Raw genomic sequence first — 14,015 nt, forward strand, 5'->3', positions numbered from 1 at the left:
GGTTACGGACGGCCCACCAGCTGATCCACCGAGCCCGACGTGACCGGGTGATAGAGCGGCCGCGCCTTGGCGTAGATGCGCGTGGCGTTGGCCCGGCCCCAGTCGCCTTCGTTCCACAGGGTCTGGAACAGGGGCAGGACGAATTTGCGACGGCCTTGGCTGGTCAGGAAGCGGTCGGCCGTGGCGACGGCGGGCTCATAACGGTGCGCCAGGGCGATCTGCAGCCAGGCGAAGGTCAGCTCGGCGTTGCCCTCATTGGCCAGGTTCAGCGTCTTCTCCAGATCGGCCAGTTGCGCCGTCGTCAGCCAGTCGGCGCCGGCCTTCAGACCCTCGGGACGCCAGGCCAGGAAGCGCTGGCGCTGCTGGGTGTTCCAGCTCTGCCAGTCGACGGCCGAGGCCGGACCCTTGTCGGCGAAGAAGGCCTTGGCCTGTTGGTCGACCGCCTCGAAGGCGTGCGACACCGGCGGCACCCAGTTCGACGGCATGCCCGGCTTGTATATCCAGTTCTCTAGCTGCAGTTGCGCCTCCAGCGCTGCATCGCCCTTGATCAGGTTTTCGCGGATGTCGGCCAGGAAGCCCACGTCGGTCATGGGCTGGAAGGCGTGACGGTCGAAATAGCCGCGCAGCCAGGCGTCGAAGGTCTCGCGCCCCACGATGCGCTCGATGGTGCGCAGCATGGCCGCGCCCTTCTCATAGGGCACGCCCGACAGGCCGTCGTCGGGATCGCGCCCGGTCAGGTCGATGTGCAGCTTGGTGTCGTCCGGCGCGGTGGTCGCCAGTTCCGCCGACAGCTCGCCCCAGCCGAGAACCTGCTCCTGCATGGCGCGGTCGCGCCCATACAGAGCCTCCATGATCCGGTTCTCGAAATAGACGGTGGTGCCTTCGTTCAGCCAGATGTCCGACCACGTCGCGTTGGTCACCAGATTGCCGGACCAGCTGTGCGCCAGCTCGTGCGCCACCAGCGAGACCAGCGACTGATCCCCGGCGATGATGGTCGGGGTGGCGAAGGTCAGGCGCGGGTTCTCCATCCCGCCGAAGGGGAAGCTGGGCGGCAGGACCAGCAGGTCGTAGCGGCCCCAGCGATAGGGGCCGTAAAGGGCCTCGGCGGCGTCCACCATGCGCGGGGTCGAGACCAGCTCGGCGCGGGCGGCCTCCAGTCGGCTGGGCTCGGTCCAGACGCCGGTGCGGCCGTCGAAGGAGGCGAAGGCGATGTCGCCGATGGCGATGGCCATCAGATAGGGCGGGATCGGGCGATCCATGTCGAAGCGCCAGGCCTTCTGGCCAGCGGCGGCGGCCTCGCCGGTCGGCGTCAGGTGCTCGGCGGACATGACCACGGTCAGGTCGGCGGGGGCGACCACGCGCGCCGAATAGGTCTGGCGGATGCCGGGGCTGTCCTGCGTCGGCACCCAGGTGCGGGTCAGGATGGCCTGGCCCTGGCTGAACAGATAGGGCTTCTGGCCGCCCGCGGTCTGCTGCGGGCTGAGCCATTGCAGGGCCGCCGCGTCGGGGCGGGTGGAATAGTCGACGACGACCTTCTGGACCTCGGTCCCGGCGAAGGCGGGCAGGTGGACCGTCAGGGCCTGACCCTTGATGACGTCGATGGCGCCCAGCTCATAGCGCAGCGGGCGGCCCTGCGCGTCGCGCACGCCGCGGATGTTCAGGTTCTTGGTGTCCAGCACCACCTCGGTCGCGCCGACGCGGCCGGTGACGTCCAGCGTCGCCGACCCCGACAGGGTCTTGCTCGCGAAGTCGGCGGTCAGGTCCAGGGCGACATGGCCGACCCGCGCCTCGGCCGGACGAGCGTTGGAGTGGATGTCGTTGGCGTAGGCGAAGGCGGGCGTCGCAGGCGTGGCGGCGGGCGCGGTCATGTCCGATCCTCCGGGCGCGGTGGCGCAGGCGCCGAGGGAAGAGACAAAGGCGGCGGCGAGGGCGAGGGCGGAAACCTGCCCAACCAGCTTCAGGGTCATCGAACGCTCCGTATTCAGATGCGCCCGAAAAGGCTCCCTTCGCCCCGAAAGATCAAGCCTTGGCTGCAGCCGGCGGCAGATGGTGCGCCTTGAACAGCCGTCCCTTCTCGGCGACCAGAACCAGCAGCAGGGCGACGAAGCCCAGGGCCGCGAAACCGACCGTCATCGGCACGGTGGTGCCGTCGAAATGCTGGCCGATCCAGAAGCCCAGCAGGGCCCCGCCGATGGTCGAGATGAAGCCCTGGGCCGAGGCGGCCGTTCCGGCGATATGGCCCATGGGCTCCATGGCCATGGAGCCGAAGTTGCCGGCGATGAAGCCGAAGCAGAACATCTTGCAGGCCTGGAAAGCGGCGAAGACCCACAGGCTGTCATGCCCCGTATAGGCGACGATGGCGTGCAGGACGCTGAAACCGATGAAGCCGAACAGGGCCGTATGGGCGATCAGGCGCGAGCCCAGCTTCTCGACCATCCGCGAGTTCAGCACCGAGGCCAGGGCGATGCCGCCCGCCACCAGGGCGAAGACGGTGGTGAACAGGCCCGGAGACTTGAACACGTCGAAGAAGATCTGCTGCGACGAGTTGATGAAGGCGAACAGGGCGCCGCTGATCGCCGTCATGGCCAGGGTGTAGCCCATGCCGATGCGACTGCTCAGGGCCTGACCAAAGGCCCCGGCGATGCGCTTTACGTTGATCGGCATGCGGTCTTCGGGATGCAGGGTCTCGGGCAGGCGCAGGGCGGCCCACAGCAGGAAGGACCCGCCGAACAGGGCGAAGAAGCCGAAGATCCAGCGCCAGGGCGCCACCAGCATGATCAGCTGCCCGACCGTGGGGGCCAGAATGGGCACGCCGAGGAAGACCAGGAAGCTCAATGACATGACCCGCGCCATGGTCCGACCCGAATAGCGGTCGCGCACGATGGAGACGGCCAGCACCCGCGTCGCCGCTGAACCCAGACCCATGCCGATGCGCGACAGGATCAGCCACTCGAACGAATGGGCGAAGGCGGCCAGAATGCTGAAGCCGACATAGAGGCCGATGCCGATGAACAGGATGGGCCGACGCCCGAAGCGGTCCGCCAGGGGGCCGTAAAACAGCTGGGCGCCGCCAAAGCCCAGCAGATAGGCGGTGATCACCCACTGACGCGTGTTCTCGTTGACCACGCCCAGGTCTTCGCCGATGTGCGGCAGGGCCGGCAGCATGGCGTCGATGGCCAGGGCGTTCATCGCCATCATGACGGCGATCAGGCAGACGAATTCGGCGAACCCCGGCCCCTTGGGGGCGGCGGTTGTACTGGGCGGGGTGCTGGTCATCGGGACCAGATGCGGGCTGCGTCAGCCTGACGCAACCCTCAAGCTGGATGAAGTTTTCGCGTCGGCGCGGTTCAGCGGACGTCGCGCACGTCGATCCGGGCCGTCACCGACATGCCGGGGGCCAGTCGCGTCGCCGCTTCCTGACCGGGATCAATCGAGACGCGCACCGGGATGCGCTGGGCCACCTTGGTGAAGTTGCCGGTGGCGTTGTCGGGGCGGATGACGCTGAACTCGGACCCGGCGGCGGGCGAGATGCGTTCGACCCTGCCCTTCAGTTTGGCCCCGCCCAGGGCGTCGACGGCGATCTCGACCGGCTGGCCGACACGGACGTCGCGCATCTGGGTCTCCTTCATATTGGCCGTGACCCAGACCACGTCGGGGACCAGGGCCGTCAGCTGCGTGCCGACCGCGACCTGCTGGCCGACGCGAACCGCGACCTCGCCCAGGCGACCGGCGCGCGGGGCGGTGATGCGGGTGTTGTCGAGATCGATCTGGGCCAGACGCACCTGGGCCTGGGCGTTCTCGACGGCGGCCTCCAGCGAGCCGCGCCCGACCACGGCCGAGGTGACGCCGGTCTGGGCCACGCCCTCGGCGGCGCGGGCGGCGGCCAGTTGCGCCTCGGCGGCGCGCAGGGCGTTCTGGGCGACATCCACCTGGGCCTGGGCCACCCAGCCGCCGGCGAACAGGGTGCGCACGCGCTGGGCGTCGGCGCGGGCTTTCGTCACGGCAGATTCAGCCCCGGCGATGGAGGCGCGGGTCTGGGCGACCGAGCCGCGGGCCGAGGCCTGACTCTGGGTCGAGTTGGCCAGGGCCGCTTCGGCCGAATGCAGGGCCGCTTTCGCCTGATCCAGCCGCTGGCGATAGATGCGGTCGTCCACGGTGGCCAGAAGCTGGCCCTGTTGCACGGTCTGGAAGTCCTGGACCTCGACCGCGGTCACATAGCCGCTGACCTGGGGGCTGATGACCGTCACCTGGCCGCGTACATAGGCGTTGTCGGTGACTTGCGGCCCGCCGTCGAAGGGCGGCAGGCGCCAGGCGTGCAACACCAGACCGACCCCGACCAAGGCGATCAGGGCCAGCACCACGCTGATCATGACGCGGCGGCCGCTGGACGGCTGGGGCGCGGACGCGGGCGGGGGCGGCGGGGCAGCCGGAGCAGGAGCGGCGGGGGCTTGAGCGGGGGCGGGGTGGCGTCGGTCATGGTCGGGTCCGGGTCATTCGACAGCGGCGGCAGCGGCGGCCTGGGCCGCCTCGCGGTGGGCGGCGCGGCGCGCCTCGATACGGGGGCGATAGTGGTTCACGGCGACCCAGACGGCGCCGACGGCGGCGGCGGCGGCGATCAGCAGGAAGACGTCGTTATAGGCCAGGACCTGGGCCTGCTGGCTGATCTGCTGTTGCAGCAGCTTCAGCGCCAGGGCCTGCCTCTGGGCCGCGTCGCCGACGGTGTGGGCGTAGGCCCCACCCAGTTGCTGCAGCCGCAGCACCACCTCGGGATCGCCCATGTCGATGTGGGCGCTCAACTGGTTGGAGTGAAACTTCTCGCGCAGGGTCTGGATGGTGCCGACCAGGGCCGAGCCCATCAGGCCGCCGATGTTCTGGCCGATCGAAAAGACGACGATGAAGCTGACCATGTGCTTGCCTCCGCCCTGCAGCACCTTGCCGAAGCCGATGATCATGGTCGGGCCGATGAAGAAGGCGGCGGCGAACCCCAGCAGGGCCTGGCTGAAGTAGAGGTTGGCCGGGCGCGTCAGCACCGTGGCGTGGCTGTCCATGAAGGCGCCGACGGCGATCAGGACCAGGGCGATGGAGATGGGCTTCCACAGCTTGGTCGGGTTCAGGGTGAAGGCGCTGGTCAGGGTCCCCGCCGCCGTGGCGAACAGCATGACCCAGAACAGGCTGTGCATCTGCTCGTAGCCCAGGCCCATCTGCTGCAGGAAGCCGACCGCGCCGGTCGTCTGTTCCGACAGGACGATCCGCACCAGCAGGATGGCCAATAGCAGTCGCACGATGTCGCCGCCGGCCAGCCACTTCAGGTCGATCAGCGGATTGGCGCGATTGTATTCGATGATGACGGCGGCGGTCAGTAGCACCAGGGCCCCGATCAGGGCCAGGCCGATCCACGGCGCCTCGGTCCACCAGACGATCCGTCCCAGTCCCAGGACGGCGGTCAGCAGGGCCACCCCCGGCGCGAACAGGGCGAAGGTGACGAAGTCCAGCCTCTCGAAGGTCTTCACCCGCTGCGACGGCGGCATCTTCAGCGCGAAGACGGCGGGCAGGGCGACCAGCACCAGGCCCAGGTCGAACATGTAGACCGCCCGCCACAGGTCGCGATCCAGCAGATAGCCGACCCCCAGCCGCGCCAGGGGAATGGCCAGGCTGGACAGGCCGACGCCGATGATGATGCCCTTCAGCCGGTGCTGCGCCGGGAAGGCCTGGATGATGTAGAGGATGCCGAGCGTCGACATGCCCGCCGCCGCGATGCCGGCGATGCCGCGCACCACTAGGGTCGAGCCGTAGTCCTCTAGAAACAGGTGGGCGGTCGCGGTGGCCAGGAAGACCATCAGGATGATCTCGGTGAACAGCCGCAGCCCGTACTGCATCCTGAACTTGACCAGCAGCAGGTTCATGCAGGCGTTGGTCATGACGAAGACGACCGGCAGCCAGGACGCCTCGGTCGTGGTTACCCCCAGCGAGCCGGCCAGCAGCGGGATGTTGGCCGTCACCGCCGCATTGCCCAGGCTGCCGGTCAGGGCCACCAGAACCCCTACGCAGGCATAGGCCCAGCGCATCGGCGTTGAATGATCGGGCGTGGCGGGCGAGCCGGGCAGGGCCGGCCGCTCGTGCGGCTTCAGCGTCGCCAGATACTCGTCCCAGGGCAGGTCCCAGTTGCGGCGGCTCATGCGGCGCGCCCCTGAGGTTTCACCGCGTCCAGCACCAGCTCCAGCGCGCGGCGGCTCAACTGATCCCTGTCCGCGACCCCGACGGTGCGCGACGGCGCCCCCAGCATCAGGGCCAGGACGCGGGTGTCCTCCACGCTCAGGTCGGGCCGCACCCGGCCGGCGGCTTGCGACACCGCCAGGGCCTCGGCGCCCGCCCGCTTCAGGCCGTGGCGGATCGGGGCCAGGGCCTCGTCCTTCAGGTCGCGGATGGCGCCGGCCAGGCCCGCGCTCTGGATCATCAACTCGACCATCTGGCCGAGGAACCACAGGAAGACCTCGGGGTCGTCGAGGCGCGCCTGGGTGCGTTCGTGCAGGTCGTCGATCTGACCGACGAAGACCGCCAGGGCCAGTTCGGAACGGTCGGCGAAGTTGCGATATAGCGTCGCCCGTCCCACGCCCGCCTGCTCGGCGATGACGTGCAGCGGCGTCTCCAGCCCGTCGCGCGCAAAGGCCTCTGCGGCGGCCTTCAGCAAGGCCTCGCGGCGTTCGGCGGCGTCTTTTCTCAGAGGACGGGTCATGAAGATCGCCAAGTGGACACTTGTGTCCGCTTAATCAAGTGCGGCCGGACTCATTCTTTGTTTCAGCCCATGTCGCGTGGCGCAGGGGCGCGTAACATCCCTCCTCGCGAACGGAATGCGCCAGAACGGCCAAGGCTGCGTTCCGGTCGATGACGATGTCAGGAAATGAAGGGATGGCGCCGATCGGCGCTCATCCAGACGTGGTGCGGGTGGCCGGGCTCGAACCGGCACTCCTCTCGGAACAGGATTTTGAATCCAGTTCAGACGGCCTTCAAGACCTTGCTTTTCCGTGTCTTTTTAGCTGGCTCTGCCTCTGGTGTGGCGTATACGTGCCGCAACGTTCGGCGCAGGTCATCCCGCGAGGTGTGAGCGTAGCGCATGGTGGAGGCGATAGCCTCATGACCAAGCAGCTCCTTAACGGCGGCCAGATTGCCCCCTGATTGCCGCAGGAGCGTGGTCCCTGCGTGGTGGCGAGCGTCGTGGACCGCGCGCACGTCGGTCAGGCCCGCGCGCTTCAGGGCCACCCCGGAGGCCGACTGGAAGCCGCGCCAGTGGATCGGCGTCAGCGACCCGTCGCGCATCTCCCTGAACCACACAGTGTCCAGTCCCGCTGCAACCGCTCGGCCGGCGCGCGCCCGCATCTCGGCGGCGTCCTCAGGTATGAGGGTAATGACCTGGGGTCCGTTCTTGCGGTCGCGGGTGTATATGTCGTCACCGTGCATGGCCGACAGCGGGAAGAAGGCCTCTTTCAACCGGACGCCATAGCGCAGGATGAAATGCAGCAGCGGGCGGTGCCAGACGGGCAGGTTGGCCTCCCATGCCGCGATCTCCTCATCGGAGAAGAACCGCACCCGTTCTCGAGGCTCGGACAATCGCAGGTCGGACCAGGGGATTTCCTTGACGGTGGCCTCCAGATTGCGCCGGGCGTAGTTCAGGATCGGCCGCAACGTCGAGTCTATCATGTCCCGGTTGACGGTGCTGTTGGACGGGTAGGCCTTGCTCTCGACCCTGTTCTTGCCGCGCAGGATGGGCTCCACGCGACGGGCATTGATCGCCGCCGTGATGTGCCGCGCCCCAATCTCCCCAACCAGCACATTCTGGCCCATGTGGCGCAGCATGATCTCAATGCGCAGGGCCGTGGTCTTGGCTGACTTCTTGTCGGCGCCCTTGGCCTGAAACCAGAGGTCGGTCGCCTCCTCTAGCGTGAGGGATTGGTGAAGACCTCCCACGAGCGCTTTCCGGTGTTCCCGCTTCTCGATGGTGAGGGCGTCTTCCTTGAGGCGCGCGCCGGTCGAGCCACGGAACCGTTCGCCCCGAACCGTGAAATCATACCACCAGATTTCGCCTCGCTTGAAGACGGACAAGTCATAGCCTCCAGATAGGCGTTCAGGTCATCGCGGCGCACGCGCCAGGTTCTGCCGATCTTCCCGGCCCGCAGGGAACCATTGGCGATCAGGCCACGCAAGGTGTGTTCTCCTAACTGAAGGACACGACAAACTTGGTCGAAGGTCAGGACGGGGCTTTCAGCGGCGGCGCTCATCGTCCCTCTCCATCAGGGGGCGTGGTGGGGGTGTTCCTGAACTCGCCGCAGAGATGGCCGCTGGCGGTTAGGTTGGAGGTCGAGCGCGGCAGGAAACAGAAGTCAAAGCCCAGACCCGCCGCCGCGTCGTGCGATTGGTTCGGCGGCATTCTGATGCACTCTCCGACGCGCGTGTTGATCCACCGCCAGAAGTCGCACCCAGCGCAGCAGGGACCGTGCTTGGCGTAGAAGGCATCGACGTGCTGCTGGCTCATCCGCCCTCTCCCTGTGCCTTGGCTTTGAGATTAGGGGAGACTACGCCTGCGGCTTCGTACCCGTGCTGGATGGCCCGAAGGATGGAGATGCACAGGGCTAGCGCGGGGGTTGGAGCGTGAAACCAAGGGCGGTCGATGGCTTCGTGGGCGAGAAAGACGCAGGCCGAGCCACGACCGTCACCCACCACTTCGACGAACTTGCGCCACCCCGGCAGCACCCTCTCAGCCAGCGCAAGGGCGGCGTCAATGGAGGTGGTGTAGGGCGAGATGTAGCCCGTGCGCTCATGACGCATGATGTCGTCGGGCTTCATTCGGTACCGCCAGCCCGCGCCGTCGTGTTCAAAAAGCTCGTATCCATTGGACGCCGCCCAGACGGCCGCATCCAACTCCCGGCTTCCCGCCTCAGCGGCTTCCAGTAGAGCGATGAGGGCTGACATATCCAGCACAGGTATGGAGCCGTCTTCGGCGGAATGAACCATCACTCTCCAGCCTCCTTTGCTTGGTTAGGGGCGGACGGGAGGTATCGAGAGATCATGTCGGCCCAAATGCGACGCCGACGGTCAAACGACCGGCATTCACCACTGACCCTGCCGAAGCGGTCAGCCCCCATCGACATACCGGGCGTGTGGGATTTGCAGGCCCCCTGAAGCATGGCGTTCGTTGGCTCTATCGGTACCACAACCACGTCGCCTGCCGTCAGATCGCGGAGGGCTGCGGCGGCTAATGCGAGGAGCGTGTTCGTCTGATAGACCTCGCTGTGGTGAGGGTTGGAACTCAAGAATCCAGCCTCCAGCCGTTCGATGAGCGCGCTATGGTCGGTCATTGGTCAGCTCCCTGGTTGGCGAGTAGCGCCCGTGCAGTGCGAAGATGGCCCGCGTCGATACTCATGGCGGCTGGCAGTTCCCAGATGTGATCGTGGTCGCCCGTCTCGTCGTCCAAGCTTTCGGCGGCCTCAGCGAACGGCTCCAACGCCTTCCGCAACTCGTCGCGCTGGCGCTCGGCTTGGGTGGCTCGTTTTCGGAGCGTCATCGCGTCAGACTCGGCGGCGCAATACGCACTTCTAAGTTCCGTCATCCTGGCTTCGGCGGATGCGGCGGTAACGAGTGGTTCGACCGTCGCTGTGACCTCGCCTTCGTAGCGGTAGGCCGCCCTGTGACGGGCGTAGTCATCGTCTGTGGTGAAGGTCTGTTGCGGCAGGATCAAATCCTCAATCATCCACCCCACCACCTCCAGTTCCGCATGATCGCCGGAGCCGGATGCGAGGGCGTTGAGGATCGCGTCGTTTGGAATAGCCGACATGATGCGCGTCCTATCGACCTCGTGATCTAGGCCGTGGGATGCCCCATATTGCTGAACTAGGTATTCGGCGGCAGCGTCGAGAACTACAGCCGCCACCTTCTCGCGCGGGGTCATGGGAGGGGTCATTGGGGCTTCCTCACGGCAGCCATGAACTGCGCGAACGGGGCTTTGTCCGCCGCTTCCTCTAGGGCATAGCGCTCGGCGCCGGCGATCATTGTGTCGATGGTCTCGGCGTTCCCGTTCGCTGCGATGGCGACGGTAAAGCCCAGCCCACGCGCCAAGCCCTCGATCATATCGCCCATACGTTCGTGACGGTCAGGGGCCTTGCTGGCAGCGGTAGCTTCCTTGGCCAGCATAGCGGACAGTCTGTCGTGGAAATCGCTCACTCCCCGCCCTCCTTATCCGAGGTGCGCGGGCGTCCAGCGGTTTCCCACGCGGAAACGGCCTCAAGCCACTCCTCAGCCTGCTCAAGCTGGTCCTGCATGTCGCTAGTCTCGGCGTCGATCTGCACGTCAGTCATAGCGTCAAAGTCATTCTGAAACTTGGACCAAGCAGCCATCACTTCGCCCCCTGTTCGGCTTGCAGGGCGGCGATGGCTAGGCGAAGCCGCGCTGCGGCGGGGTGAACGTGGCCATAGAAGTCGCGTTCGTTCACGTCCTGCTCAAGGTCCTTCAGTCGGTCGAGCAGGAAGCCAGACGCCTCCACCGCTACCCGCAGCGCGTCGGGGGCGGGGTGGCCTCCAACTCTCGGGTCCGTCGCTACGGCGATGTTCCACTGGATGAGACTGGCAAGTTTCTTCTTGGCGGTTTCGTAGCTGTCTTCTGCGTCGGCCACTCCAAGGTGCGCGCAGACCATTTCCTCGTCTGCGGCCCTTAGCCATCCCACCGGCTGCGCGTCCTCGCGGGCTTGCGGCAGGGCGCTGGGATTGCACAGAGATCCGACATAGACGCAGCGGTCGCCATCGCATCCATCGCACTCAACCTCCCCCGCCTCTGCCGGGGCTTCCAACTGACAAGGATTGCTTGACAGTTCAGCCAGCCGATCAGCTAACTTCCTCGCGTTCTCAGCGTTATAGACGTTGGCCCAGTGCGCCCGGTCTTCGCCCTGGGTGTCGCGCGCCGAGAAGTAGCGCGCCGCCTCACGAAGCCAAGCGATCTCGTCATCGAACTTGTAACGGTCGCTTACATGCGAGGTTGGGGCTTCCTCGCGGGTGACGAGGGCGGCAAGGCGATGCGCGGTCACGTCGAGAGTGACCCACGCCTCGCGGATCATGTTCTCTTCGTCCGTCAGGTTCTCAGCGTCGAGATATTTCGGCAGGCCGTAGATCAGTTGCTCGTAGGCCTTATGCAGGTCGGTCGCGATTTTGAACGCACCGTCATCCACCGCCCCGCCTTCCGGCTCGCGCGATGGGGCGCGGAGGTGCTCCGGTTCATCATCAGGCGCGAAACCGCAACCGTCGCAGTCATCGCAAGTTCGGACACAGGCGCTATGCTGGTTCGCGCCTTCCGTGCGGGCCGTTTCTTCGATCTTTCCGGCTCCGCCGCATGTCTGGCATTCAGGAAGTTCGATCTCAGGATGCGCCGCTACGGCGGCGTCCAAGTCAGCAAACACCTTGTCGGCAGCGGCGAAGGCATCGCCCTGCCGCTTGGTCAGTCCCTCGGGGTCCGCGTTCCAGTCGTAGCCAGTCAGGCGGGCCGTGGTGGCTGACAGAGCGTCGCGGAGGTAGCGAACGGCGTCATAAGCCCTGATCGTCCGCAGGCCGCGCTCAATCAGTTCTTCCTCCCCCACCCCGGCGGCTTGGGGAGCGGCGGGGGCGGCTGCGAGCATGGCGGCCCACATGTCGCGAATGTCGGGCCAAAACTCCTGCGCCCGGTCCACCATTTCTTGCGTCGGCTCAACAGGCACGCTCACCAGCGCGGAGGGGTGGTCGGTCATGCTTGCTCTCCCTTCTCGGGGCGGTCACCTGTGGCGCGGGTTATGGCGTCACGGAGCGCAATGGCCAGCTTGGCCTCTTCCAGCCCGTAAACCGACCGAATGTCTTCCTCCGACAGCCCTACGTAGGGCTCGTGGCTCTTGATCGCGACAGTCAGCAAATCAGGCGCGGCGGCGATCAGGCGGGCAACGTCCTCGCCTTGACTGTCGGACAGCGTGCAGATGGCCGGTTGCCACGTCATTCCGGTTTCGTCTGGGGCACTTACCGATCCCCAGACGACCCAGTCGGAGCTTTCCGACTCCCATGCATAGGTCCACGGCGTATGCTTCACCCCGCTCATGCCGCTGCTCCGAAAAGCCCGCGCGAGCGATGAAGACGGCGCTCACCTTGCGGGTTGATCCACAGGACTTCCGTGCGCGCCCTTGCGCCATCAGCTAGGGCGGCGCGTTCGATGCGGGTCCATCCCGGGAGCGAGTCGTCATAGAGGCTGTGAGGATAGCCGGAGAGCACGACCGCACCCTTCAGACCTCCCAGGAAGGCCAACAGCTTTCCATGGTCTTCCGCCGTCAGTTCGTGCGCGTAGTCTCCCCCAGCGTCTCGCGTGTCCGGCAGATACGGCGGGTCCACATAGTGCAGGGCCTCGTCGGTATCGTGCGCCGCCATCACTTCGCAGGCATCCCGGTTTTCGATGGTTACACCGCGCAGACGCTCAACCACGGCCGCCAGGGCTTCGGGGTAGTTGAACCAGTCGCGCGCGGGCGTGGTGCCGCTCCGATTGCTGTTTGCCCTGAAGCCCGTGGCGCGGTGCGTCCCGTTTCTGCCGAAGCCCATGAAGGATCTAACGATCAGCTTGCGGGCCTGCTCGACTGCATCATCCGTAGGATCATAAGCCTCGACCTGTTCGGTGCGGGCGAATGGGGTCAAGCGCACGAGGTCGGCCAGCCGCGCACCGTTTTCAGGGTCGCGCAGGACACGGAACAGGTTCACCACGTCGCAATCGAGGTCGTTGTAAACCTCGGCGTAGGCGCGGGGTTTCCGCAGAAGCACGGACGCTGCGCCACCGAATGGCTCGACGTAAACGCGGTGGGGCGGGAGGTTCTCGATGATCCACGGCGCAAGCAACCACTTGCCGCCATGCCAGCGCAAAACCGGGCGCGTCAGTTCAGTGATCACGCTCATGCCTCACCCCCACGGCGGGAGGCTTGGCGGGACTTGAGCAGCGCCTGAACATTCACGCCGAGCGGCGTCAGGACCATGTGACCGCAGCGACCGTTCGGGCTGGTGATCTTCAGGTAGAACATCGCCTTGTTGCGCAGGCTGCGCAGGACCGGCGCCGAGCAGCCGCCAATGTATCCAGCGATGACATGGCGACGCTCGGCCTTGGTAAGCTCGCGAGCAGCGGCCATGACCTGCTTTCCGTCCGGCCGCCAGTCCGCCCCCGCCTCCAGCACTTCCGTTGGGGTGGTCATGGCTGAACCTCGACCAGCTTGCCGGATTTGGCCTGATACCAAGCGCCGGCCTTGATGCCGTCTTGGCCCACGATGCCGCTGGCGATGGAGACGATGGGGCCATTCCAGGTTTCTCGCTCGATCGCGAACAAGGCGTTGCCGTCGGCGCCCATGACGCGACCCTCAAACCCAGAGGCCATCGCCGCGCCTTGGTCGCCGGTGCTGGACGCCGCGCCTCGGGTGCCGGTGCTGGACGCTGCGCCTCGGGTGCCGGTGCTGGACGCCGCGCCGTAGTCGCCGGTGCTGGACGCCGCGCCTCGGGTGCCGGTGCTGGACGCTGCGCCTCGGGTGCCGGTGCTGGACGCCGCGCCGTAGTCGCCGGTGCTGGACGCCGCGCCTTGGTAGCCGGTGCTGGACGCTGCGCCTCGGGTGCCGGTGGCGGTTTCGCCCTCAGGAGTCGAGCGCTCCTGAACCCACTTCACCGCCTCCTGAACCAGAGCCGAAAGACCGATCTCCTGGCCGACCTTCAGGATTTCCGACGCCGTCTTTTCCCCGTCGTCCGTGTCGGTGGCGCCGGATTGTTCCACCAGGCAGAAGCGCGTTCCTGCGGGTGGATAGTATCCGAAGACCGCCAGCGGGTGACCGGTGATGGCGTGGAAACCGCCCTCGCAGGCCTTGACCGTTCCCACGTGGGTGAAGGTCTCGCCAATCGCGAACTGGAAATCGCGGCACTTTAGGTTCTGGTCAAAGGCCTTGATGGCGCGAATGACAGGCGTGGCCTCAGCCGTTTTCTTCTTGGCAGCCATGT

Annotated in this window: 16 protein-coding genes and 1 pseudogene; all 17 read right to left on the minus strand. The window is 66.5% G+C overall.

Going from position 1 to position 14,015, the window contains the following annotated elements; genetic code table 11:
- Positions 1-2: 2 nt before the first annotated feature.
- The 17 genes and pseudogenes from IFE19_RS01200 to IFE19_RS01275 all read right to left on the minus strand — a co-directional run bounded on the left by IFE19_RS01200 (position 3) and on the right by IFE19_RS01275 (position 14,013).
- Positions 3-1,967: a M1 family metallopeptidase gene (locus IFE19_RS01200; RefSeq protein WP_207824992.1), complete on the minus strand. Its 1,965-nt coding sequence runs from the start codon at positions 1,965-1,967 to the stop codon at positions 3-5.
- Positions 1,968-2,019: 52 nt separating this feature from the next.
- Positions 2,020-3,276 (minus strand): multidrug effflux MFS transporter, encoded by a 1,257-nt coding sequence (locus IFE19_RS01205; RefSeq protein WP_207824993.1) that lies wholly within the window; start codon positions 3,274-3,276, stop codon positions 2,020-2,022.
- A 71-nt stretch (positions 3,277-3,347) separates the two neighbouring features.
- Positions 3,348-4,370, minus strand: a complete 1,023-nt coding sequence (locus IFE19_RS01210) for an HlyD family secretion protein (RefSeq protein WP_207824994.1) — start codon at positions 4,368-4,370, stop codon at positions 3,348-3,350.
- Positions 4,371-4,490: 120 nt separating this feature from the next.
- Positions 4,491-6,176 (minus strand): MFS transporter, encoded by a 1,686-nt coding sequence (locus IFE19_RS01215; RefSeq protein WP_207824995.1) that lies wholly within the window; start codon positions 6,174-6,176, stop codon positions 4,491-4,493.
- A complete protein-coding gene (locus IFE19_RS01220; protein WP_207824996.1) occupies positions 6,173-6,733 on the minus strand; it encodes a TetR/AcrR family transcriptional regulator in 561 nt (186 codons plus the stop codon). Before IFE19_RS01220 ends, IFE19_RS01215 begins: the two co-directional genes overlap by 4 nt.
- Positions 6,734-6,993: 260 nt before the next feature.
- A complete protein-coding gene (locus IFE19_RS01225) occupies positions 6,994-8,097 on the minus strand; it encodes a tyrosine-type recombinase/integrase (RefSeq protein ID WP_207824997.1) in 1,104 nt (367 codons plus the stop codon).
- 65 nt (positions 8,098-8,162) lie between these two features.
- Positions 8,163-8,273 (minus strand): annotated as a pseudogene (locus IFE19_RS18050) (hypothetical protein); the annotation flags it as partial.
- Positions 8,270-8,527 carry a hypothetical protein gene (locus tag IFE19_RS01230; RefSeq protein WP_207824998.1) on the minus strand — a complete coding sequence of 86 codons (258 nt, stop codon included), beginning with the start codon at positions 8,525-8,527 and terminating at the stop codon, positions 8,270-8,272. The pseudogene IFE19_RS18050 and the gene IFE19_RS01230, both read right to left, overlap by 4 nt.
- A complete protein-coding gene (locus IFE19_RS01235) occupies positions 8,524-9,009 on the minus strand; it encodes a hypothetical protein (protein WP_207825000.1) in 486 nt (161 codons plus the stop codon). Before IFE19_RS01235 ends, IFE19_RS01230 begins: the two co-directional genes overlap by 4 nt.
- Before the next feature lie 337 nt (positions 9,010-9,346).
- Positions 9,347-9,940, minus strand: a complete 594-nt coding sequence (locus tag IFE19_RS01240) for a hypothetical protein (RefSeq protein ID WP_207825002.1) — start codon at positions 9,938-9,940, stop codon at positions 9,347-9,349.
- A gap of 8 nt (positions 9,941-9,948) precedes the next feature.
- Positions 9,949-10,212, minus strand: a complete 264-nt coding sequence (locus IFE19_RS01245; RefSeq protein WP_207825005.1) for a hypothetical protein — start codon at positions 10,210-10,212, stop codon at positions 9,949-9,951.
- Positions 10,209-10,346, minus strand: a complete 138-nt coding sequence (locus tag IFE19_RS01250) for a hypothetical protein (RefSeq protein ID WP_207825007.1) — start codon at positions 10,344-10,346, stop codon at positions 10,209-10,211. Before IFE19_RS01250 ends, IFE19_RS01245 begins: the two co-directional genes overlap by 4 nt.
- Before the next feature lie 38 nt (positions 10,347-10,384).
- Positions 10,385-11,761: a DnaJ-like cysteine-rich domain-containing protein gene (locus IFE19_RS01255; RefSeq protein WP_207825009.1), complete on the minus strand. Its 1,377-nt coding sequence runs from the start codon at positions 11,759-11,761 to the stop codon at positions 10,385-10,387.
- Positions 11,758-12,099, minus strand: a complete 342-nt coding sequence (locus IFE19_RS01260; protein ID WP_207825011.1) for a hypothetical protein — start codon at positions 12,097-12,099, stop codon at positions 11,758-11,760. The genes IFE19_RS01255 and IFE19_RS01260 overlap by 4 nt, the downstream gene beginning before the upstream one ends.
- The gene (locus IFE19_RS01265; RefSeq protein WP_207825012.1) at positions 12,096-12,938 is read right to left on the minus strand and encodes a DNA adenine methylase; all 843 of its coding nucleotides are present in this window, start codon (positions 12,936-12,938) and stop codon (positions 12,096-12,098) included. Before IFE19_RS01265 ends, IFE19_RS01260 begins: the two co-directional genes overlap by 4 nt.
- On the minus strand, positions 12,935-13,228 hold the full coding sequence (locus IFE19_RS01270) for a hypothetical protein (RefSeq protein ID WP_207825014.1): 294 nt from the start codon (positions 13,226-13,228) through the stop codon (positions 12,935-12,937). The genes IFE19_RS01265 and IFE19_RS01270 overlap by 4 nt, the downstream gene beginning before the upstream one ends.
- Complete coding sequence (locus tag IFE19_RS01275) at positions 13,225-14,013, minus strand: DUF7666 domain-containing protein (protein ID WP_207825016.1); 789 nt, start codon at positions 14,011-14,013, stop codon at positions 13,225-13,227. Before IFE19_RS01275 ends, IFE19_RS01270 begins: the two co-directional genes overlap by 4 nt.
- Positions 14,014-14,015: the final 2 nt, after the last annotated feature.

It is taken from the genome of Brevundimonas pondensis, assembly GCF_017487345.1.
In the GTDB taxonomy this organism is placed as follows: domain Bacteria; phylum Pseudomonadota; class Alphaproteobacteria; order Caulobacterales; family Caulobacteraceae; genus Brevundimonas; species Brevundimonas pondensis.

Bases quoted from the DNA above. Each gene is read 5' to 3' on its own strand.
- IFE19_RS01200 (WP_207824992.1), bottom strand. From the start codon at position 1,967: ATGACCCTGAAGCTGGTTGGGCAGGTTTCCGCCCTCGCCCTCGCCGCC.
- IFE19_RS01205 (WP_207824993.1), bottom strand. From the start codon at position 3,276: ATGACCAGCACCCCGCCCAGTACAACCGCCGCCCCCAAGGGGCCGGGG.
- IFE19_RS01210 (WP_207824994.1), bottom strand. From the start codon at position 4,370: ATGATCAGCGTGGTGCTGGCCCTGATCGCCTTGGTCGGGGTCGGTCTG.
- IFE19_RS01215 (WP_207824995.1), bottom strand. From the start codon at position 6,176: ATGAGCCGCCGCAACTGGGACCTGCCCTGGGACGAGTATCTGGCGACG.
- IFE19_RS01220 (WP_207824996.1), bottom strand. From the start codon at position 6,733: ATGACCCGTCCTCTGAGAAAAGACGCCGCCGAACGCCGCGAGGCCTTG.
- IFE19_RS01230 (WP_207824998.1), bottom strand. From the start codon at position 8,527: ATGAGCCAGCAGCACGTCGATGCCTTCTACGCCAAGCACGGTCCCTGC.
- IFE19_RS01240 (WP_207825002.1), bottom strand. From the start codon at position 9,940: ATGACCCCGCGCGAGAAGGTGGCGGCTGTAGTTCTCGACGCTGCCGCC.
- IFE19_RS01250 (WP_207825007.1), bottom strand. From the start codon at position 10,346: ATGACTGACGTGCAGATCGACGCCGAGACTAGCGACATGCAGGACCAG.
- IFE19_RS01255 (WP_207825009.1), bottom strand. From the start codon at position 11,761: ATGACCGACCACCCCTCCGCGCTGGTGAGCGTGCCTGTTGAGCCGACG.
- IFE19_RS01260 (WP_207825011.1), bottom strand. From the start codon at position 12,099: ATGAGCGGGGTGAAGCATACGCCGTGGACCTATGCATGGGAGTCGGAA.
- IFE19_RS01265 (WP_207825012.1), bottom strand. From the start codon at position 12,938: ATGAGCGTGATCACTGAACTGACGCGCCCGGTTTTGCGCTGGCATGGC.
- IFE19_RS01270 (WP_207825014.1), bottom strand. From the start codon at position 13,228: ATGACCACCCCAACGGAAGTGCTGGAGGCGGGGGCGGACTGGCGGCCG.
- IFE19_RS01275 (WP_207825016.1), bottom strand. From the start codon at position 14,013: ATGGCTGCCAAGAAGAAAACGGCTGAGGCCACGCCTGTCATTCGCGCC.